This is a genomic window from Bradyrhizobium sp. BWC-3-1, assembly GCF_032917965.1.
Lineage (GTDB): Bacteria > Pseudomonadota > Alphaproteobacteria > Rhizobiales > Xanthobacteraceae > Bradyrhizobium > Bradyrhizobium canariense_D.
This window is the reverse complement of sequence record NZ_CP136625.1, coordinates 1,178,068-1,197,962: the sequence shown is the minus strand read 5'-3', so window position 1 is coordinate 1,197,962 and position 19,895 is coordinate 1,178,068. Positions and strand designations below refer to the sequence as shown.

20 protein-coding genes are annotated in these 19,895 nt (G+C 65.2%); 8 read left to right on the top strand and 12 right to left on the bottom strand.

Annotated elements, in window-relative coordinates; all coding sequences use genetic code 11:
• Positions 1–225: 225 nt before the first annotated feature.
• From lpxK to RX329_RS05770, 6 genes are read right to left on the bottom strand one after another with little or no spacing between them, the layout of a single operon-like run.
• Positions 226–1,242 (bottom strand): tetraacyldisaccharide 4'-kinase, encoded by a 1,017-nt coding sequence (gene lpxK, locus RX329_RS05795; protein WP_085361279.1) that lies wholly within the window; start codon positions 1,240–1,242, stop codon positions 226–228.
• Positions 1,235–2,581: a 3-deoxy-D-manno-octulosonic acid transferase gene (locus tag RX329_RS05790; RefSeq protein WP_085361278.1), complete on the bottom strand. Its 1,347-nt coding sequence runs from the start codon at positions 2,579–2,581 to the stop codon at positions 1,235–1,237. Before RX329_RS05790 ends, lpxK begins: the two co-directional genes overlap by 8 nt.
• On the bottom strand, positions 2,544–3,257 hold the full coding sequence (locus tag RX329_RS05785) for a lysophospholipid acyltransferase family protein (RefSeq protein WP_085361277.1): 714 nt from the start codon (positions 3,255–3,257) through the stop codon (positions 2,544–2,546). The genes RX329_RS05790 and RX329_RS05785 overlap by 38 nt, the downstream gene beginning before the upstream one ends.
• Complete coding sequence (locus tag RX329_RS05780) at positions 3,254–3,496, bottom strand: DUF4170 domain-containing protein (RefSeq protein ID WP_007596929.1); 243 nt, start codon at positions 3,494–3,496, stop codon at positions 3,254–3,256. Before RX329_RS05780 ends, RX329_RS05785 begins: the two co-directional genes overlap by 4 nt.
• A 60-nt stretch (positions 3,497–3,556) precedes the next feature.
• Positions 3,557–4,375 (bottom strand): inositol monophosphatase family protein, encoded by an 819-nt coding sequence (locus RX329_RS05775; protein ID WP_085361276.1) that lies wholly within the window; start codon positions 4,373–4,375, stop codon positions 3,557–3,559.
• Complete coding sequence (locus RX329_RS05770) at positions 4,362–5,765, bottom strand: TldD/PmbA family protein (RefSeq protein WP_085385431.1); 1,404 nt, start codon at positions 5,763–5,765, stop codon at positions 4,362–4,364. The genes RX329_RS05775 and RX329_RS05770 overlap by 14 nt, the downstream gene beginning before the upstream one ends.
• Positions 5,766–6,029: 264 nt before the next feature.
• Here RX329_RS05770 and RX329_RS05765 point away from each other — a divergent pair, with 264 nt between their 5' ends.
• Complete coding sequence (locus RX329_RS05765) at positions 6,030–6,548, top strand: DUF6101 family protein (RefSeq protein ID WP_085350102.1); 519 nt, start codon at positions 6,030–6,032, stop codon at positions 6,546–6,548.
• Here RX329_RS05765 and ubiA read toward each other — a convergent pair.
• Complete coding sequence (gene ubiA, locus RX329_RS05760; RefSeq protein ID WP_085361275.1) at positions 6,545–7,477, bottom strand: 4-hydroxybenzoate octaprenyltransferase; 933 nt, start codon at positions 7,475–7,477, stop codon at positions 6,545–6,547. The two genes, RX329_RS05765 and ubiA, sit on opposite strands and share 4 nt — an antisense overlap.
• Positions 7,474–8,133 (bottom strand): hypothetical protein, encoded by a 660-nt coding sequence (locus RX329_RS05755; RefSeq protein WP_085350104.1) that lies wholly within the window; start codon positions 8,131–8,133, stop codon positions 7,474–7,476. The genes ubiA and RX329_RS05755 overlap by 4 nt, the downstream gene beginning before the upstream one ends.
• 208 nt (positions 8,134–8,341) lie before the next feature.
• Between RX329_RS05755 and RX329_RS05750 the strand changes: the two genes are divergently transcribed.
• Positions 8,342–9,094, top strand: coding sequence for a 16S rRNA (uracil(1498)-N(3))-methyltransferase (locus tag RX329_RS05750; RefSeq protein ID WP_085361274.1), 753 nt, complete (start codon positions 8,342–8,344; stop codon positions 9,092–9,094).
• 9 nt (positions 9,095–9,103) lie between these two features.
• On the opposite strand, the gene RX329_RS05745 is transcribed toward RX329_RS05750, so the two are convergent.
• Positions 9,104–10,048 (bottom strand): helix-turn-helix domain-containing protein, encoded by a 945-nt coding sequence (locus RX329_RS05745; RefSeq protein ID WP_231190239.1) that lies wholly within the window; start codon positions 10,046–10,048, stop codon positions 9,104–9,106.
• Positions 10,049–10,786: 738 nt separating this feature from the next.
• Here RX329_RS05745 and RX329_RS05740 point away from each other — a divergent pair.
• The 5 genes from RX329_RS05740 to RX329_RS05720 all read left to right on the top strand — a co-directional run bounded on the left by RX329_RS05740 (position 10,787) and on the right by RX329_RS05720 (position 15,872).
• Positions 10,787–11,938, top strand: coding sequence for an ATP phosphoribosyltransferase regulatory subunit (locus tag RX329_RS05740; protein ID WP_085361272.1), 1,152 nt, complete (start codon positions 10,787–10,789; stop codon positions 11,936–11,938).
• A gap of 3 nt (positions 11,939–11,941) precedes the next feature.
• Positions 11,942–12,919, top strand: a complete 978-nt coding sequence (gene hisG / locus RX329_RS05735; RefSeq protein ID WP_018453440.1) for an ATP phosphoribosyltransferase — start codon at positions 11,942–11,944, stop codon at positions 12,917–12,919.
• Positions 12,920–13,019: 100 nt separating this feature from the next.
• Complete coding sequence (locus RX329_RS05730) at positions 13,020–14,081, top strand: glycosyltransferase family 2 protein (protein ID WP_085361271.1); 1,062 nt, start codon at positions 13,020–13,022, stop codon at positions 14,079–14,081.
• The gene (locus tag RX329_RS05725) at positions 14,078–14,923 is read left to right on the top strand and encodes a ChbG/HpnK family deacetylase (RefSeq protein ID WP_018453438.1); all 846 of its coding nucleotides are present in this window, start codon (positions 14,078–14,080) and stop codon (positions 14,921–14,923) included. The genes RX329_RS05730 and RX329_RS05725 overlap by 4 nt, the downstream gene beginning before the upstream one ends.
• Positions 14,924–15,059: 136 nt before the next feature.
• Positions 15,060–15,872 (top strand): DUF2076 domain-containing protein, encoded by an 813-nt coding sequence (locus RX329_RS05720; protein WP_085361270.1) that lies wholly within the window; start codon positions 15,060–15,062, stop codon positions 15,870–15,872.
• A 71-nt stretch (positions 15,873–15,943) separates the two neighbouring features.
• Here RX329_RS05720 and RX329_RS05715 read toward each other — a convergent pair whose 3' ends face one another.
• The gene (locus tag RX329_RS05715) at positions 15,944–16,738 is read right to left on the bottom strand and encodes a L,D-transpeptidase (protein ID WP_085385433.1); all 795 of its coding nucleotides are present in this window, start codon (positions 16,736–16,738) and stop codon (positions 15,944–15,946) included.
• 314 nt (positions 16,739–17,052) lie between these two features.
• Here RX329_RS05715 and RX329_RS05710 point away from each other — a divergent pair, with 314 nt between their 5' ends.
• On the top strand, positions 17,053–17,832 hold the full coding sequence (locus RX329_RS05710) for a protein phosphatase CheZ (RefSeq protein ID WP_018453435.1): 780 nt from the start codon (positions 17,053–17,055) through the stop codon (positions 17,830–17,832).
• 90 nt (positions 17,833–17,922) lie between these two features.
• On the opposite strand, the gene RX329_RS05705 is transcribed toward RX329_RS05710, so the two are convergent.
• A complete protein-coding gene (locus RX329_RS05705) occupies positions 17,923–19,101 on the bottom strand; it encodes an IS481 family transposase (RefSeq protein ID WP_317244478.1) in 1,179 nt (392 codons plus the stop codon).
• Between the two features lie 255 nt (positions 19,102–19,356).
• Positions 19,357–19,878, bottom strand: coding sequence for a hypothetical protein (locus RX329_RS05700; RefSeq protein ID WP_085361269.1), 522 nt, complete (start codon positions 19,876–19,878; stop codon positions 19,357–19,359).
• Positions 19,879–19,895: the final 17 nt, after the last annotated feature.

Sequence of the window (19,895 nt, the reverse complement as noted above, 5' to 3'; positions counted from 1 at the left end):
TTGGCAATGACTTTCCCTGCCGTTCCGAACTCGTCGTTACGGCCGCTGCATCTGAAATGATGAAGGTACTGCCCGCCGTGGGCATAAACGCCGTCGATGATTTCCGGGAGTTCGGCACGTCCCGGTGACGGCTCTCATGCGAGGCTACATCAACTCCCGAACGTGCGGAAGGAAATTCATCAGTGCGACATGTCGTCCCGATCAGATCTCGCCCACCTTACGAGATCATCGCCTGGAAAACCGCCGCTCGCGCGCCTTGTAGAGATGATCGCTGATCAATTGCCGAAGCGCAACCGGGTCATCGAACTCGAGCTGCACCGCGAAAGGCACGATGTCATCCGGCACGCCTTCGCGGCCGTGCAGACGTGCGAAATCCTTTTCCGTCGTCACCAGCGTTTGCTGCGCGCGCCGCGCCTCCGCAGCGACGGCTGCGATCTCCTCGTTCGAAAACATGTGGTGATCGGCGAAGGCGCGCGTGCGCGCGAGCTCGATGCCGCTGGCGCGCAACGTACGGAAGAACCGTTCGGGATCGCCGATGCCGGCGAACGCGAACACCGGCTTGCCCAACAGTCTTGCGACCGCCTCGGCGTCGGGTTTCAGCCGCGCGCGCAGTTCCGGCTTGTTGCGCCTGGCTAGCTCGGCGGCGACACCATCGGCGGCGCGGCCGCCGCCGATCACGACCAGCGCGTCGGTGCGCGCGAGCTGCGCCTCCAGCGGCGCACGCAGCGGACCGGCCGGAAACACCTTGCCATTGCCGAGGCCGCGCTCGCTGTCGATCACGATCAGCGAGGTGTCCTTGAGAAGACGCGGGTTCTGGAAACCGTCGTCCATCAGGATCACGGTGGCGCCTTGCGACTTCGCCAGCACGACGCCGTCGAGGCGGTCGCGCGCGACCGTGACGGGAACGTCGCGCGCCATCATCAGCGGCTCGTCGCCGACGTCGGACGCGGTGTGACGCATGCGGTCGACCATTACCGGGCCCCTGAGGCTACCGCCATAGCCGCGGCTGAGCACCACCGGCGTCTCGCCGAGCTCGCGCAGGAGCTTCGTCAGTGCCAGCACGGTCGGCGTCTTGCCGGCGCCGCCGACATGGTAGTTGCCGACGCAGATCACGGGGATGCCGGCGTCGACGCCCGCGCGCAGCATCCGCCGTTCGGTGATCGCGCCGTAGAGCGCACCCAGCGGCCCCAATGCGTACGATTCGAGCGAACGTGGCCGGTACCAGAAGGCCGGCTCACGCATTGGCGGCCCCCATCTCGATCCGCAACTGCAGAAGATAAGGCTCGAGCGCGGTCATGGTGCGGTTGAGCGCGCCGCCGAGATCCTCGACCACGCCGGCGCCCGATTGCTGGATCTTGTGACGCACGGCAGGATCGGCGAGCAGCTGGCCGAGCTGCTTGATCAGCAGCTCCTGCGTGTCGGCCTGGCGCGCACCGCCGCTGTGATCGAGCGCCTCGTAGACGTCGGCGAAATTGAAGACGTGCGGACCATGGACGATGGCCGCGCCGAGCTTGATCGCTTCGATCGGATTCTGGCCGCCATGGTGGATCAGCGATCCGCCCATGAACACGATGTCCGAGAGGCGATAGAACAGGCCGAGCTCGCCCATGGTGTCGGCGACATAAACGTCGGTGGTCGCCGTCGGCAGCTCGTCGCGCGAGCGCAGGGCCGGCTTCAGGCCGGACGCCGTGATCAGGCCCGTGATCGAGGAGCCGCGATCCGGATGGCGCGGCACGATCACGGTCAGGAGCTGCGGGAAGAATCCGCTGAGGCTGCGATGCGCCGCCACCAGCATCTCCTCCTCGCCCGGATGGGTCGAGGCCGCGACGATGATCGGACGCCCGCGCGTCATCGCCATCAGCCGTTCGAGCTTGGCAGGATCGGCCGGCGGCGCCGGCACGTCGAGCTTGAGATTGCCCGTGGTGACGACGTCCCGGCCGCCGAGCGCCGAGAAGCGCTCGGCATCGGTCTTCGACTGCGCCAGACAAATGTCGAAACGCGACAGCAGCGCCGAGATGGTGCCCTGCATGCGGCGCCAGCGCGGGAACGAGCGCGGCGACATTCGCCCGTTGATCAGCACCATCGGCACGCGGCGCGCGGCGCCTGCCAGGATCAGGTTCGGCCACAGATCGGATTCGATGAACAGCGCCAGCGACGGCTTCCAATGGTCGAGGAAGCGCGCGACATAACGCGGGGAATCATACGGCACGTATTGATGGATGACGTCGGGCGGAAAGCGCTTTGCGACAATGGCAGCCGACGTGACGGTGCCCGAGGTGAGCAAAATGCGCAGGTTCAGATCGCGCAAGCGCTCGATCAATGCCGCCGCGGCGAGGACCTCGCCGACGCTGGCGCCATGAATCCAGACCAGCGGGCCGTGCGGCCGCACGTCCCGGGACAGGCCGCGCCGTTCGCCGACGCGCGCGGGATCTTCCTTGCCCTGCTTCAGGCGCCGCTTGATCAGCACAGGCGCGAGCGGCACCAGGCCGCGCGCCAGGCGCCGGTACATCCGCAGCGTCAAAGGCAGCGAGCCGGGCAGCGATTTAGGCATCTGCAGGTCCCGGCCGGCCGAGTTGCGCATAGGCGCGGCGGGTCGCCTCGTTCAAGGTCTCCTCCAGCTCGAGCCGCAGCGCTTCCATGGTGGCGGCGTCCGCATCCGGTGGAACGTGGATTTCCTTGATGCCGACCAATGCGCCCCGCCCGAACGGCAGGTTGATGGTGGTGCGGTCCCAGTTCTTGAGCCGGACGAAGCGGCTGGTCGCCATCGCAAAAGGCATGATCGGCCGCCCCGATTCCCGTGCCAGCATGATGATGCCGAGCCCGGCCACGCGCGAGCGCTTGGGGACGTCGGCGGTCAGCGCGACATTACAACCGTCCTGGAGCGTCCGCACCATTTCCTTGAAGGCACCGACCCCGCCTTTGCGGTGAAACGCGCCGCCATGGTCGCCGGACCCGCGGATGGTGCCGATGCCGAGCCGCTCGGCGGCAATCGCGTTGAACTCGCCGTCGCGGTGACGGGAGATCAGGACCCTGGCCTTGTACCAGTCCTTGTTCTTGATGAAGGGGGTGAGGAAATGCTGGCCGTGCCAAAACGCGAAGATCGCCGGGATCTGCGGTTCGACGCGGTCATAGACGTCGGGCGGATCGAACGTGAATTTGTTCGTCCGCCACACCAGACGCAGATATTCCGCCGCCAGGATTCCGACGGCACGCTGGACGAAACTGCTCCTCAGCGTATTGCGAAGCAGCTTTTTCAACGCGCCGGTTCTTGATTCGGGTCGAGCAGCCGGTGGAGATGGACGATGAAATAGCGCATCTGCGCGTTGTCGACCGTGCTCTGCGCCTTGGCACGCCAGGCGGCGTGCGCGGTCGCATAGTTCGGATAGAGGCCGACGATCTCGACGTCGTCGAGGTTCTTGAAGGTGTTGTGCTCGAGATCGACGAGCTCGCCGCCGACGACGAGGTGGAGCAGTTGTTGCGGGGCACTATCTGGCATCGGTTCTGTTCCTAACGGGCTGCCCGGCAAAGCAGTGTTCGACAAGCACGAGAAAGCGCTTCACGGCAAGGGGCGGTTTCGAAAATGCGAGACAATGTTCGCATGACGATCGCGACCCGCTGCCACCAGCACCCCATGCGTGACTTGCCGGCGGTTATAGAGGATGGGATCTCCGGAGAGATCGCTCATCCTACCATCGGCTTCCTGCACGATCAAATCCGCCGCCGCAAGGTCCCAATCATGACTGTTGCCGCCCGCAAAAGCCGCATCCAGCGCGCCATGAGCGACCCGGCACAGACGCAGCGCGAGCGAACCGATTCGCGGATGCAGCTTGATCTCGCCCAGTGACGGCTTCAGGCGCTCGACCAGGGGCTTCGGACCCGCGACCCGCGAGAAGCCAAGCTCGGATCCCGACGTCGCCCGCACCGGCACCTCGTTGAGGGTCGTGCCGTGGCCGCGGGCGGCGAAAAAGAACTCTTCGCTCGTCGGCGCGAACACCGCGGCCAGCACTGGCGAGGCATCCTCGACCAGCGCCACGCTGACGCACCATTCGTCATGGCCATTGAGATAGTTGCGGGTGCCGTCGATGGGATCGACGATCCAGGTCATCCGCCGCGACAGCCGCACCTCGTCGTCGGCGCTCTCCTCCGACAGCCAGCCATAGTCGGGCGTCGCCGCGCGCAGGCGCGCTTCCAGGAGATCGTTGACGGCAATGTCGGCTTCCGAGACCGGCGAGGACGCGCCCTTGGTCCACTTCTTCAGCTCGGTGCGGAACATCGACTGCGCGAGTGCGCCCGCCTCCCGCACCGTCTCTTGCAGCAGCGCCGCGTCGCGCGTCAGGATGGCTTCACCGGTTGCGTTCGCGTCAACGTCCGCCAAGCGTCAAACCCTCGATGCGCACCGTCGGCGCATTGACGCCGTAGCGGAACTCGAGATCGTTCGCCGGCTGCATCGACTTGAAGATCTCGAACAGATGGCCGGCGATCGTCACCTCGCTCACGGGATAAGTGAGTTCGCCGTTCTCGATCCAGAAGCCGGAGGCGCCGCGGCTGTAATCGCCGGTCACGCCGTTGACCCCCGAGCCAATCAAATCGGTGACGTAGAACCCCTGCTTGATGTCGGAGATCAGCTCGGCCGGCGTGGGAGTGCCGGGTTCGAGATGCAGATTATACGGCCCGGGCGACGGCGAGGAGGAGACGCCGCGATGGGCATGGCCGGTGGTGGTGAGACCGAGCTCACGCGCGGTGGCGCAATCGAGCAGCCAGGTCGTCAGCACGCCTTCTTCGATCAGCGCGATCTTCTTCACGGCAACGCCTTCGGCGTCGAACGTCTGCGAGCGCAGGCCGCGTTTGCGCAGGGGATCGTCGATGATGCGGATGTTCTTGGCGAACAGCTGCTGGCCGAGCTTGTCCTTCAGGAAACTGGTCTTGCGCGCGATCGAAGCACCATTGATGGCGCCGACGACGTGACCGACCAGCGAGCCCGCGACGCGCGGATCGAACACCACAGGCACCTTGCAGGTCTCGACCTTGCGCGGATTGAAGCGCGCCACGGTGCGCTCGCCCGCGGAACGGCCGACGATCTCCGGTGACAAGAGGTCTACACCATGCGGCGCCGAGGTGAAGTCGTAGTCGCGCTCCATGCCGGTGCCGTCACCGACAATGGCGGTGGCGGAGATGCCCTGGCTGGACCGCAGATAAGAGCCGTGGAAGCCGGTGCTGGTGACGAGCACCATGCCGCCCATGCCGGCGGAGGCCGAGGCGCCGCCGGATTTGGTCACGCCCTTCACAGCGAGCGCCGCAGCCTCGGCTTCGAGCGCGCGGCGCTCGAGCTCCGAGGTCGCGGGCACGTCAGGGTCGAGCAGATCGAGATCGGGGAAGTCGCGCGCGAGCAGTGCGGGATCGGCAAGGCCGACATATTTGTCGTCGGGCGCGACGCGCGCCATCGCAACCGCTCGCTCGGCAAGCTTGGTCACGGCATCGCCGCTGGCGTCGTTGGTCGAGACCACCGCCTGGCGTCGGCCGACCAGCACGCGCAAGCCGACATCGTCGCCCTCGGAACGTTCGGATTCCTCGACCCGGCCGTCGCGCACCTCGACGCCTTGCGAGACGCCACGGACGGCGACCGCATCGGCCGCATCCGCGCCGGCGCGCCTGGCAGCCTCTACCAGCCGCTGCGCGAGATCGGAGAGCGCAGACTGGTCGAACAGGTCGCGGCTGGCTGTGGACGAATCCTTGGGCGAAAGCGTCGAGCTTGGTGAAGGGTTCACAAACGAAATCCTGTTGGGTCGGGCTGCGGGACCGGAACCCACAGATGTGCCCTGATCGCGCGGACTTCAAGCATTTTCAGCCCACCAAAAGCTCAGATTCGCAGCTTGTGCGCAACGTCTCGTCAATCATGCGCGCCAAGGTCTTGTCAATCATGCGCGGCGGTGAGGTTGGATTAACCAGCCTTTTTAAGCGGTTTCGGAAAGGCACGCGCTAAGGTCCTCGCATCGACCGGGAACATAATCCCGGCGGGGAGAACTAAAGCCGTGAGGCGTCAAACAGCAACAAGCGGGATCGCTCCCGCCGGGTCGAGCCGCTCCCTGCGGCTCGACCCCCTTTCCCTTCCGGTCCGCTTCGATGCGCATGATCCGCGTGCCGACGGATATGTCCGGCAGATCGAGCTTCATCGCGAACGTGTCGTGCTGCACCGTGCCGTCCGCGGCATGCGGATGGCGATCAACGTCCGCGTCAGCGACTTCATCGGCGTCGCGCTGCGCGGCAACGACGAGGCCCAGACCCTCGTCCTCGTGCATCGCGATCCCTCGCTCTCCATTCCGCTGCTGGTCAGCGCCGATGGCGACGAACTCGTTGAGGCCTGGGCGATCTGGAGCGAGCTGTTCGCGCTTCCGCAGCTCGACGAAGGCGCACGCAAGCCCACGCCGCGCCGCCGCCGCGCCAACGCGATTCGCGACCGCCGTCCGAAATTTCTGATGCGCCGCCGCACCGGTGTTGCACGGGAGTTGTCGGTGCATCGCGATGAGCGCGAGATCATCGCCCGGAGTTAAGCCGTCCGCATCACCGCGTCGGCCAGCAAACCCGCAAACAACAACACCCCCGCGTCGCGGTTCGAGTAGAACAGGCGCTTGCAGAGATCGCCGTCGCTGATATTCAGCCGCCCGATCTGCGAGGCCAGATGCACGGCGAAGGCCCCAAGTCCGAGCCAGGCCGGCCAGCGCGCATCGCCCGACGCCAGCGCCACGCCGATCAGCAGCACCGCGAGGCCGTAGAACAGTATCAGCGCCTGGTGCGTATGCGCGCCGAACAGGCGCGCGGTGGACTTGATGCCGATCAGCGCATCGTCCTCGGCGTCCTGATGCGCGTAGATCGTGTCGTAGCCGATCACCCAGGAGATCGCGCCGGCATAGAGCACGAGCGCGGTGACATCGATCCGCCCGAAGGTGACGGCAAATCCCATCAGGGCGCCCCAGGAGAACGCGAGCCCGAGCACGATCTGCGGCCACCAGGTGATGCGCTTCATGAACGGGTAGATCGCGACGATCAGCAGCGAGGCAATGCCGGTCAGGATCGCGAAGCGGTTGAACTGCAGCAACACCACGAGCCCGATCAGCGCCTGCGCGACCATGAACGCCAGCGCCTGCTTCGCGCTCACCTGGCCCGAGGGCAGCGGCCGCGAGCGGGTGCGCTCGACCTTGTCGTCGAGGTCACGGTCGGTGATGTCGTTCCAGGTACAGCCTGCCCCCCGCATGACGAAGGCGCCGATGAAGAACAGGACGATGGTGAGCGGCAGGCCGCGGACGTCATGGGCCATGCCGGCGGCGAGCGCCGCCGACCACCAGCACGGCATCAACAGGAGCCAGGAGCCGATCGGACGATCGAAGCGGGACAAGCGCAGATAAGGCCGCGCCCATTGCGGCGCACGCGTATCGACCCAGTTGCCAGTGGAATCGGCAACTCGGGCTGACGTGTCGCTCATCGCGTCAGGACGTTGCCGTTGAGTGTGTCGAAGGTGCTGCCGCCCTTCTTGCCGGCATTGGCCTCGGGCGGCGAGCCCGAACCCAGCACTTCGCTCAGCGACGGACCGGCCGGTCCGCGCGGCTGGTTCTGCATCTGCTGCGCGACATTGCAGACCTTCGCCGCCATGGCCTCGGTGTTCTTGTGGCCGTCCTTCATCTGCGCGCCGACCTGCGCCGGAATCCCGCACTTCGAGGCGTTGGCCTCGATGTACTTGATCATCTTGGTCTCAGCCTGGCTGAAGTTGCGGATCAGCTTGCAGGCCTCGTCAGGCGGGGCGTGACGGTCGCTCGCGGCCTTGATCAGCTTGCCGCGTTTTTCGGCATCTTCGCGCAGAGGCATGAACGCCTTCATGCAGTCCTCGCCGGGACCGGCTTGCGTCGGCGGGGCCGCGCTGAAGGCGCCGGCGCCACCGACAGGAGCGGCCCCATTCACGGGGAAGGACGATTGCGGCGCGCCGCCGACGGAGGCGACGGGCGCCGAGCCATTGACGGGCGGGAAGGCGGAACTGGTTGGGGCCTGGCCCGGCAGCGGCGCGGGAAAACCCTGCGCATAGGCACCAACGGCGCCCATCGTGACCATGGCGGCAGTGATCGGAACCATCAAATGACGGATCATCAAGGCAGTCTCTCCGGCAGGAGCATGCGGGTTCGGCGTCTTCCCAATTGAAGCGCAACCAGCGTGCTCGCGATTTTACGATTCCCGCCGGCCCTTAACAACCCGTTGAATAGGGCGGGAGCGCGGCGCGCCGACGCACCATTTTGGCAAAATTTACCCCGAAAGGACTGCTTTCGGTTAAGAACGGCGGCAAATCGGACCTTTGACGATGCCTTCCCACGATTTCCGCGGCCCCCGCCTGTTCGTCGACGCCCCGCTTGCCCAGGACGGCAGGGTCGAGCTCGACCGCGACCAGAGCAATTATCTCGGCAATGTGCTGCGGCTTGCCGCCGGGGCCGAGGTTTTGGCGTTCAACGGCCGCGACGGCGAGTGGCAGGCCGCCATTGAAGGCCGCAAGCGGCCGGACGGTCTCGTCATCCTCCAGCAGACCCGGCCGCAGGACCGGCTGCCCGACCTCGCCTACATCTTCGCCCCGCTCAAGCATGCCCGGCTCGACTACATGGTGCAGAAGGCCATCGAGATGGGCGCCGCCAGCCTGCAGCCGGTTCTGACCCGATTCACCCAGGCCTCACGCGTCAATACCGAGCGGATGCGCGCCAATGTCGTCGAGGCGGCCGAGCAATGCGGCATTCTCAGCATCGCCACCGTTGCCGAGCCGGTGCCGCTGGAGCGCTTCTTGACCCTGCGCGCCGCTGGCAGACTGCTGATCTTCTGCGACGAGGCGGCGGAGCTCGAAAACCCCATTCGGAGCTTGCAAGCCACACGCGCCGGGGAGGGAATCGACGTGCTGATCGGACCCGAAGGCGGCTTTGCCGAGGAAGAGCGGGTCCTGCTGCTGCGGCAGCCGAAAATCCTGCGGCTGGCGCTCGGACCCCGCATCATGCGGGCCGACACCGCCGCGGTGGCCGCGCTGGCGCTGGTGCAGGCGGTGCTGGGCGACTGGGGTGGCGAACGCGGCTAAGGCACGTTGCTATTCGCCTCGTAGCGATCGGTTCAGGGTCTCCGAAGGCAACTCTCCGAAAGCCTCTCTGTAGCTCGCTGCGAATTCGCTGAGATGCCAGAAACCATGCGCAAGCGCGCAGGACTTCACACTCCGGCCTGCTCGGCCGGTGCGCAGTTGCTTGCGTACCGACCAGAGGCGCAAGACCCGGCTATAGCGATGTGGGCTCATGCCGCAGATGGCCCGTGTCGCACTCTGGAGAGTCCGGACCGACACGCCCGCCTGTTCCGCCAGTTCGGTGGTCTTGTGCCAGATCATCAGATCGCGCCGAATCAGTTTTTCCATATCAGCCACGATCCGCCGATAATGCTCGGTGGTGGACGACGCAGGTGCGCTTGCGACACTGGACCAGATCGCCGCATCCATCGTGCTGAGCAGTGATCGTTCGACAATCGTTTGCGAAGCCGGCTCGTTCAGGAAGTCCGGGTCATTTGCCGCGGTTTCAAGCGAGATCGAGATCAGACGGCGCAGCGAGGCAAGCACGTCCGGCGCCGGATTCAGCAAATGGCATCCATCGCTCAATTCAGGCAATGGCTCCCGCCCGGATGGACTGAAGTAGACCACCGCCAGCAGACGCCCCTCCGGCTCATGCACCAAGCAATCTGAACCGCCTTTTAGAATGACAACAGAACCGCCGATCGATTGCCCGTTGATGCGGGCAGAGGTCACGTGATCCATCGGTACCACCACTGCGGCAGCATTGGTGAGCTGATAGCCGCGAATGATCCGGGGGAAGGTTTTCAACAGCGACAGGGTCAGGGTCGGCAAGGTGAGCCGGGCACGCATGATCGCGGTCGTCCCGACAGACAACGGCATGCTCGATGCGCCGGCGTATTTCTCGGTCTCACCGAAATGATCGATGTCATACGATTTGAGCTCGAGCGCCGAGGATGGCTTGAGATCCTGGAACGACATCAAGCGATCCGCCGCTATCTTTTGCATTGCCTCGCGAGCAGGGACTAGACGGCTTTGATCCATGTTCTGCTGCTTACCTGACCTTCTTCGTAGAGACGGCGACTTTAGCGCGACGCAAACCACCCGGCCCTCTGGCCCCGGCGCGCCGCAGGTCGCGGGGCATTGAGAATGGCACGAACGATCAGAAGGTCGAGTGGATCTAAGTCGTAGTGCCGGAACATCTCGCTAATCAAAACAGCATATAGGCCAGCGTGTGTCGCGCGACCGTTCGGATTACATCTGTGCGTTGTCGCATGAATCGGAAACCAACTTTCGCATGGTAAACCAAGGCTCTGCGAACGGATCGTCCGCCCTACCCAAATTGAGCATGAGACCAGTGGACATCCTCAACCGGGCCAAGCAGTTCGCGGATGAGGTTACATGCGAGGGCCGAGCTTTCCGCCCAGGCGGCCCATTCCTTCGTGAAAGCGGCCCGGAGACCTGCCTGGCCGAAATGAATGAGGGTGAGGCGTCCAACCTAACTGGGTCGGCCGCAGCGCGATCGATCGGTATTATATTACCTAGCTTGGCGACGATACCTGATTTGGGCTTCGCATCCTCTGCTGACGGCGCGTCGCTCCGGCGCTGTTAAGCGATTGATCCTTTGGAGGTCGAAACCGCTTTCGGGCCATGCTAAGGCCTGCGGCAATTCGTTCCCTGCTTGCCCTGCCCGGTTCCACCGGGACGATGGACCCCGAGATGACCGCGACTGCCACCTCAAACGCTGCCGGCTCCGCCGCCTGGGCGGACACGCTGCTGCTGTCGTTCGGCCAGGCCGGCTATGTCAGGGCCGAGCCCGCCATCCTGCAGCCGGCCGAACCGTTCCTGGATCTCTCCGGCGAGGACATCCGCAAGAGCCTGTACCTGACCACGGACCTCTCCGGCGATGAGCTCTGCCTGCGCCCGGACCTGACCATACCGGTGGCCCGCGATTACCTCAGCTCTGGCCGTGCCGGCCAGCCGGCCGGGTTCAGTTATCTCGGCCCGGTGTTCCGCTACCGCAACGGCCAGAGCAGCGAATTCCTGCAGGCCGGCATCGAGTCGTTCGGCCGCCAGGACCGCGCCGCGGCCGATGCCGAGATGCTGGCGCTGGCGCTGGAGGCGACCGCCGCCTTCGGCGTTCGCGACGTCGAGATCCGCACCGGCGACGTGGCGCTGTTCAACGCGCTGCTCGACGCGCTCGACCTCTATCCGGTCTGGCGCCGCCGCTTGGTCAAGGATTTCAACCGCAAGATCAGCCTGGAGCAGGATCTGGAACGGCTGGCAGCCGCGACCACAGCGACCCGCAGCGAATATGAGGGCGTGCTCGCGGCGCTCACCGGCTCCGACCGCAAGGCAGCACTCGCTTTCGTCACCGATCTGATGTCGATCGCCGGCACCACCAATGTCGGCGGCCGCACCACGGCCGAGATTGCCGACCGCTTCCTCGAGCAGTCGACGCTGAAGGGCGGCGCGCTGCCGCGCGAAGCCATCGCCGTGCTCAAGCGTTTCCTGTCGATATCGGGTAACCCCGATGACGCCGTGGCCGAGCTGCGCGCGCTCACCAATGATGCGAAGCTCGACCTCAGTGCTGCGATCGACCAGTTTGAAAGCCGGGTCGGCTTCATGGCGGCGCGCGGCATCGATGTGAAGGGGACGCGGTTTTCGACCGCGTTCGGGCGCGGGCTCGACTACTACACCGGCTTCGAATTCGAGCTGCATCACCGCGGCAACGGCGCCGAGCCGCTGGTTGCCGGCGGCCGCTATGACGGGCTGATGACCCAGCTTGGATCGGCCGAGCCGATCCCCGCGGTCGGTTTCTCGGTCTGGGTGGATGCGCTGACCCGGATCGGCCGCAAGGTGGGAGCTTAAGTCATGAGCGCGCCATTCGTTCTGGCCGTTCCCTCCAAGGGTCGCCTTCAGGAAAACACCGAGGCCTTCTTCGCCCGCGCCGGGCTCAAGCTGTCGAAGGCGGGCGGCGCCCGCGACTATCGCGGCACGCTCGCGGGCCTCGACAATGTCGAAGTCGCCTATCTCTCGGCGAGCGAGATCGCCTCGCAACTGTCCCGCGGCTCGGCGCATCTCGGCGTCACCGGCGAGGATCTGGTGCGCGAGACCATCGCGGACGCCGACAAGCGCGTCTCCCTGATCGAAGGCCTCGGCTTCGGTTATGCCGACGTCGTCGTCGCGGTGCCGCAGGCGTGGATCGACGTCCGCACCATGGCCGACCTCGACGACGTCACCACCGGCTTCCGCGAGCAGCATCACATGCGGATGCGGGTCGCAACCAAGTTCATCAATCTCACCCGCGCCTTCTTCCAGAGCCAAGGCATCACCGATTACCGCATCGTCGAAAGCACGGGCGCGACCGAAGGCGCACCGGCCGCCGGCAGCGCCGAGTTGATCGTCGATATCACCACGACCGGCGCGACGCTCGCCGCCAACGGATTGCGGGTGCTCGACGACGGCGTGATCCTGCGCAGCCAGGCCAATCTGGTCGCCTCAAGGGACGCCGATTGGTCGCCGCAAGCGCGGGAGACCGCGCGAATCATCCTCGATCACATCGCGGCGCGGGCGCGGGCCAACAAATACCGCGAAGTCCGCACCCGCTTCCGCCAGTGCGACGCGGCCATGCTCACCGAGGCCCACGAGCGCTTCGGCGTCGAAGCCCCGTTCGGCGGACCGACCTCGTCAGGCATGCTCACGCTGCACTGCCCGCCGGGCCAGCTCTATGCACTCGCGAGCTTCCTGCGCGGGCATGGCGCCGAGACCGTCTCGGTGGTTTCGCTGGATTACGTGTTCGACCGGGAGAACCCGCTGTTCGCCAGGCTCGAGGCGTTCCTGCGGCAGTGAGCCCAAAGTTTGTTGAGCAATTCCGTTCAGCGTAGCGACAGCAAACGGCAGCTACCATATGCTGTTGAGATGACCTTGAACGCCTCTGGAACCTTGATCGATGACGCTGGGCTCTGACGTTTCCGGCATGACGACCACCGCGGCAAGCGCCGCCGCGAAGGGGCTGTCGATTGTCGTCCCGCTCTACAACGAAGCCGCCGGCCTCGCCGCCCTGCACCAGCGCATCTGCGATCTCGCAAAGACCTTGCGGGAGCGCTATCGCTTGGCTTGCGAGGTCGTCTATGTCGACGACGGTAGCGCGGACGCGACGCTGTCGATCGCCCGCTCGCTGCCGGCCGACGCGGTCGACGTCCAGGTGGTGTCGCTGTCGCGCAATTTCGGCAAGGAGGCCGCGCTGATGGCTGGCCTCGACCATGCCCGGCTCGGCGCGGTGCTGTTCATGGACGGCGACGGCCAGCATCCGCCGTCGCTGGTCGAGCGACTGGTGCGGCACTGGATCGAGGACGGCTACGACGTCGTCTATACCGCCAAGGCGCATCGCGACAACGAGCCCTTCCTGCGGCGGCTCGCCGGGCGCGGCTTCTATGCGCTGATCAATTGGGGCGCGCGCCAGAAGATTCCCGAAGACGCCGGCGACTTCCGCCTGCTGTCGCCGCGCGCGGTCGCAGCACTGAGGCAGCTGCCCGAGCGCAACCGCTTCTTCAAGGGCCTCGCGAGCTGGATCGGCTTCCGCCAGATCCGCGTCGATTACGAGCCCGCGCCGCGCACCCATGGCGTGACGACCTTCAGCGCCGCACGCCTGCTTGGTCTTTCGATCGAAGGCGTCACCTCGTTCTCGGTGGCGCCGCTGCGCTTCGCCAGCCTGCTCGGCGTGATCCTCGCCGGCGGAGCGTTCCTGTTCGGTCTGTCGATCCTCTGGGAGGTCTTGACCACCGGCAAGCAGGTGCCCGGCTATCCCTCACTCGTGATCGGCCTGATGACGATCGGCGGCGTGCAGCTCATCATGATCGGCATCGTCGGCGAATATATCGGCAAGATCCTCTCCGAGCTGAAGGCGCGCCCGATCTACTTCGTCGCCGAGCACAGTGAAAAGCATTTCGAAACCGAGAAGGCCCAGGACGCTTCAAGCCTGGACGCCTCGAAGAGGACGGCGGCCGAATGAGCGCGGCCGCGCCGCTGCGGCGGATCTGGCTCTGCGCCGACGATTACGGCATCAGCCCGGGCGTCAATCGCGCCATCCGCGACCTGATCGAACGCGGCCGTCTCAACGCTACCTCGGTGATGATGGTGGGACCTGCGGTCGAGCGCAGCGAGATCGAAGCGCTCCAGGCGGCAGCGCAAGCGAGCCCACGCTGCGCGATCGGATTGCACGTGACGTTGTCGGCACCGTTCCGGCCGCTCACCATGCATTTCCGTCCGCTCGACGGCGACATGTTTCTCCCGTTTCCGAAGCTGCTGCGCGCGGGTCTTGCGCGAAGGCTCGACCGCGAGTTCTTTCGCAACGAGGTCAAGGCGCAGCTGGCAGCCTTCGCGAAAGCGTTCGGACGCGCGCCTGACTTCGTCGACGGCCATCAGCATGTGCAGCTCTACCCGCAGGTGCGCGACGGCTTTGTCGATGCGGTGAGCGAAGTCGCGCCAAAAGCCTGGGTACGCCAGGGCGGCCGCGACCTGCCGCTGATGCAGCGGCTGGCCTCACCGAAAGCCATGGTGCTCGACATTCTCAGCGCGCAATTCCGCCGCCGTGCCGTCAGCGCGGGCCTCAGCTTCAATCCCGGCTTCGCCGGCGCCTATGATTTCACGCGGGCGGCCGATTTCGGCGAGCTGATGCGGCAATTTCTCGAAGGCCTGCCGGATGGCGGCCTCGTGATGTGTCATCCCGGCTTCGTCGACGAAATTCTCACCGGGCTCGACCCGATGACGGATGTCCGCGAACGCGAGCACTCCTATCTCGCCGGCGATGCCTTTGCGCGCCTGCTGACGGACAGCGGCGTCACGCTGGGGTAAAACCGGCGAAGTTTGCGAGAAAGCCGCCCCGCGGGGCAGCTTGTCGCATACCGAAATTTAATCCAGCCGGCACTGTTGGGGCCACAATGGAACCCTACATCTGCCTCGCGCTTGTTTTGCGCGAGGGAGACTGACCATGACGCCGCAGGAACGCCAGCTCGTCGACGAGCTTTTCGACCGGCTTTCGAAACTGGAAAATGCACCGCGCGATCCCGACGCGATCGCCGCGATCTCCGACGGCCTGCGCAAGGCGCCCGGCGCGATCTATGCGCTGGTGCAGACCGTGCTGTTGCAGGATGAGGCGCTGAAGCGTGCTCACAATCGCATCCAGGAGCTGGAGGCGGCGCAGGCGCCCGAGCAGGCGCAGTCCGGCGGTTTCCTGGACACCATGCGCGACACGCTATTCGGCGGGGGTCCGTCGCGCGGCTCGGTTCCGAACGTACCGCCGCGTGACTCGCGGCCGGTCTGGAACAGCGGCCAGGCGATGCAGCAGCCACAGCCGGGCTATGGCCAACCACCGTACGGACAGGCCTACGGCCAAGGACCGGGTCAGGGCTATGGTGCGCCGCCGATCGGCGGTGGCGGTGGCTCGTTCCTCGGCACGGCGGCGGCCGCCGCGGCCGGCGTCGTCGGCGGCTCGCTGCTGCTCTCCAGCATCCGCGGCATGATGGGCGGATCGCATCAGCAGGCCTTCGGCGACACCAATGCTCTGGGCGATCGCAGCCCCTGGACCGGCAGCGATCAGTCCGGCGGCTCGCTCGCGCGCGATGCCGGCCTCGATGACATCGGCTCGAACCGCGGTGATGCTTCCCGGCAGGGCTTCGCCGACCACGCTTCGAACGACGACCAGAATTACAACGATCAGAACGACAATGGCATCGATAATGTCGACCTCGCCGAGGACAGCGATTTCGGCGGCGGCGACGATGGCGGCAGCGATTACGCCTGACGCTTCTTGTCCTTGCTCCAACGAGAACGGCCGCCGATGAGGCGGCCGTTTTGGTTCCGAGCACTATGCGCCTACATCACCACGACCTTGGTGCCCACGTTGACGCGGCCATAGAGATCGATGACGTCCTCGTTGCGCATGCGAATGCAGCCCGAGGAGACGTTGGTGCCGATGGTCCAGGGCTCGTTGGAGCCGTGGATACGGTAGAGCGTCGAGCCGAGATACATCGCGCGCGCACCGAGCGGATTTTCCGGGCCGCCTTCCATGTGCCTCGGCAGGTCGGGGCGGCGCGCGATCATTTCCGCCGGCGGCGTCCAGGCCGGCCATTCGCGCTTGGCCGTGATCGACTTCACGCCGGACCAGGTGAAGCCGGGGCGGCCGACGCCGATGCCGTAGCGCATCGCGCGGCCGTTGCCCTCGACGAGGTAGAGGAATTTGTTCGGCGTATCGACCACGATCGTGCCGGCGCTTTCGTTGCCGCTATAGTCAACGAGTTGTTTCTCGAATCTCGGGTCAAACTGACGCTGCCGCGGATCGACCGCCTCCTGCTGGAGACTTGCGCCCTGCATCTGCGGCTCGCCCATCGGCGGCAGGCGGCGCTGGTCATAATAACCTGGCTGCTGCTGATACACCGGCTGCTGCGGAGCGTAGGCCGGACCGCGACCGGGCCCGTCGCCAAATATGAACTCGATGAAGCCACCGCCCATGTTGGAGGCGACGCGCACGGGCGCAGGCGGCACCTGCGGCTGGTACAGCACCGCGGGCGGATCGTTCGGCACGCTATTGTCGAAGGCGCTGGCGCTGTTGACGCCGGCAATGAAGGTGCAAGCGCTGCCAAGCAGCGCAACAGACATTTTCTTGAACATCGACGTACTCTGTACTGTTTCGTCTAGATCACATGCGTCGTGGCGAGGTGATGGCTGATCCGCATCCGCGACGTGGTCAATAAAGAGCAAAAGCCGTTTTGTTTGGTAAACGGAAACGCCATTTCGATTCACCACATCGTCGGCAACGGCGCAATTTGGCGATCAGCGTTTATTTTCGATGAACGCCGTGCACGCATGGTTAATCGCCCGTTTGCAAGCCGTCGCGCGCAGCCGCACGACAGTTCCGGCTGTGAACTTCGTGTTAAATCGCTTCTGCCTACAAAGACGCGTGAGTGAGGTGGGGGGAGTTCTTGATGGCTATTCACCGCAAACGTTTTCGTGTCGAGGAGGCTATTGTCGGCGAGATGCCCAGCCCCGAAATGATTGAGGAGGCTGCGCCGATGCATAGCGAGATCATGGCCGAGCTGCGTGCGATCCGCACGCAGATGGCGAAGGGCACCGCGCCGTTGTCCGGCAGCGCCGCCATGGCGGCGATCGACGCCTCCACCGCCCACGAGCTCTCCGAAGCCCGTACCATGCTCGATACTTACCGGGCGCAGATCGAGCAGTGCGAGAAGCTGAAGGTCGAGCTCGACCTCATCCACGACGCCATCGACCGCACCAAGCGCGAGATCGCGACACTGCATGGCAAGAGCTTCGACGGCGGCGAAATGGCCAAGGTCAATGGCGAGCTCGGCGCGGTCGTCGGCGGCACCGAACAGGCGACCCAGCAGATCCTCGAAGCCGCCGAGTCGATCGACCAGGCGGCCAGCGCGATGGCCAAGGTGCAATCGGCCGATCAGCAGAAGCGGCTCGCCGACGATATCCAGGAACGCGTCATCTCGATCTTCGAAGCCTGCAACTTCCAGGACCTGACCGGCCAGCGCATCAGCAAGGTCATGAGCACGATGAAGTTCATCGAGCAGCACATCAATTCCATGATGGAAATCTGGGGCGGTGTCGACGCGATCAAGTCTCACGTCGTGCCGCAGGTCGACACTCGCAGCGATGACGACAAGCTTCTCAACGGCCCGAAGCTCGCCGGCGACGTCGGCCACGCCTCGCAGGACGACATCGACGCGCTGTTCGACTGAACGGACGCGACGCTCTGAATAACGAACGCCGGCGCAAGCCGGCGTTTTTTTGTTGTCTATCGTCCCCTGCTGTCATCGTCCGCGCAGTGTTTAGACCGGAGACATAGCTGACGCCTGTTCGGACACATCACTGACAGTTTGGCTGCGCGTCAAGTCGATTGATCCGACCTGCCAACTGGCAAAGAAGATTCCGTAGCGGCCGTCGCGGTCGAGCGGCCTCACGGCCAGCTGCTCGCCGCAGAAGGCTTGAGGGACTTTCCACATTTGCCCTTTGAAGGCGATGTAGCTCCGCGTCGAGGAGACGGTGCGAACGATCTCCCCGGCGTCGTATTGGATCTTCGGCACACGATCCGGCATGGCGCGTAAACTGGGCCGGTAGCGATCGGCGGGAATGCCCATGCCCAAGCTCTCGTGGGGCCGCTCCAGATTGTAGACCGTTCGCCAGCTATCGAGGGCACGCTGGACTTCCGCCAAAGTGCGGAACGTGCGCAGAGCGAACACTTCTGCTTTCAAGCTGCGATGGAAGCGTTCGTTCTTGCCTCGGCCCTGAGGATGACGTGGCCTGGCATGGACCACCCTGACGCCGAGCTTGAGCAGCCATACCTTCAGCGCAGTCCAGCGAACGCCCGAGGTGTCGCCCCAGGGAGAACCGTTGTCGAGGTAGAAGGCCTCCGGCAGCCCATAGCGTCGGAAGGTGTCGGTCAGATGCCTCTGCACATCAGGTCGCTGCTCGTTGGCGCACGCCTTCAAACACAGCGCATAGCGGGAGTGGTCATCGACCATGGTTAGCGGATGGCAACGCCTTCCGTCGGCAAGCGGCATGTGGCCCTTGAAGTCCATCTGCCAGAGTTGATTGGGCGCGTCCCTCTCGAACCGGTGGCCTGAAGGGCTCGGCGCGGCTTTCTCGCTCGGCTTGATCCGTTCGTTCCGGCACAGGATCCGATGCACTGTGGAGGGCACCGGTACGGTCTGGCCGCCGCGCTTCAGGCAATGGGCAATCTTGCGCGCTCCCCAAGCCGGATGCTTGTCACGCACAGCCAGAACCCGCGCCTCGACCTCAGGCACGCTCCGCTTGGGCATGCTCTTGGGCCGGCGCAACTGATCCGCCAGTTCATGATCTCCAGCCTGCCAACGCCGCAGCCATTTGTAGCCCACATCAGGACTGATCCCGAACCGCCGGCACAACTCCCGCCGGTTCGCCCCTTCCTGCAACGCAAGCCGCACAAACTCCCGTCGCTGATCCATCACCGACACCTCGTTCCAGGGCATGGAAGGCCTCCCGAATCGACCATTCCAGCCCAGTTTGAAGTGTCAGCTATGTCTCCGAACACCTGTCAGTGATCTGTCCGGTCTAAACAGCAGGCGGACGATCCAGTATTCCAGAGACGGCAATGATTGAGCCGAGAAGCTGCGGCGTACTGGATGCCCCGCCTGCCGCCTACGCTAAAGCTTCGGCGCCCCTGGACCTCAACCCCGGCGAAGCCTTGGCGTAGCCGGGTCGCGGGGCATGACGAAGGATAGAGACTACGCCCTCGGCGCGCAGCGGACGTAGACCATGTTGCCGTAGCGGGTGGCGGCGTCCTTGTCGATGAAGCGGGTGATGAGGACGCGGCCGTCGAAGGAGACGATTTCGCGGTCCTGCTCGCCGGGCGTCGGACCCGCCGGCCCAATATAATTCTTGCCGCTGGGCGAACCCTTCAGCCGCAGTTCCTGCGGTGTTGCCTGGTCCGCCAGATGCATGATCACGCCGCCGGAGGAGCCGGCGGTGATCACGTAAGGATTTTTGCATTGGGCCCGGGCGGCAGCCTCGGTGCGGGCGCGGTCGGCCGGGTTCTGGAATGAGGCGAGGCCCCAGCGCCCGACGATCTCGTCGGCGCGGATCGACGCGGGCATTTCCGGACCGGTGCCGGGCTCGGCCTCGGGGGGCGGTGAGGACGAAGAAAAGGACGGCAGGCTCATGCCGCCGCCGCAGGCACCAAGCAGCAGCGCCAGGCAAGAAGCCGCCGCCAGATTGGCGATCGTGCGCGCGTGAGCTGAACTGATCATGGCATTCCCCCGGACAA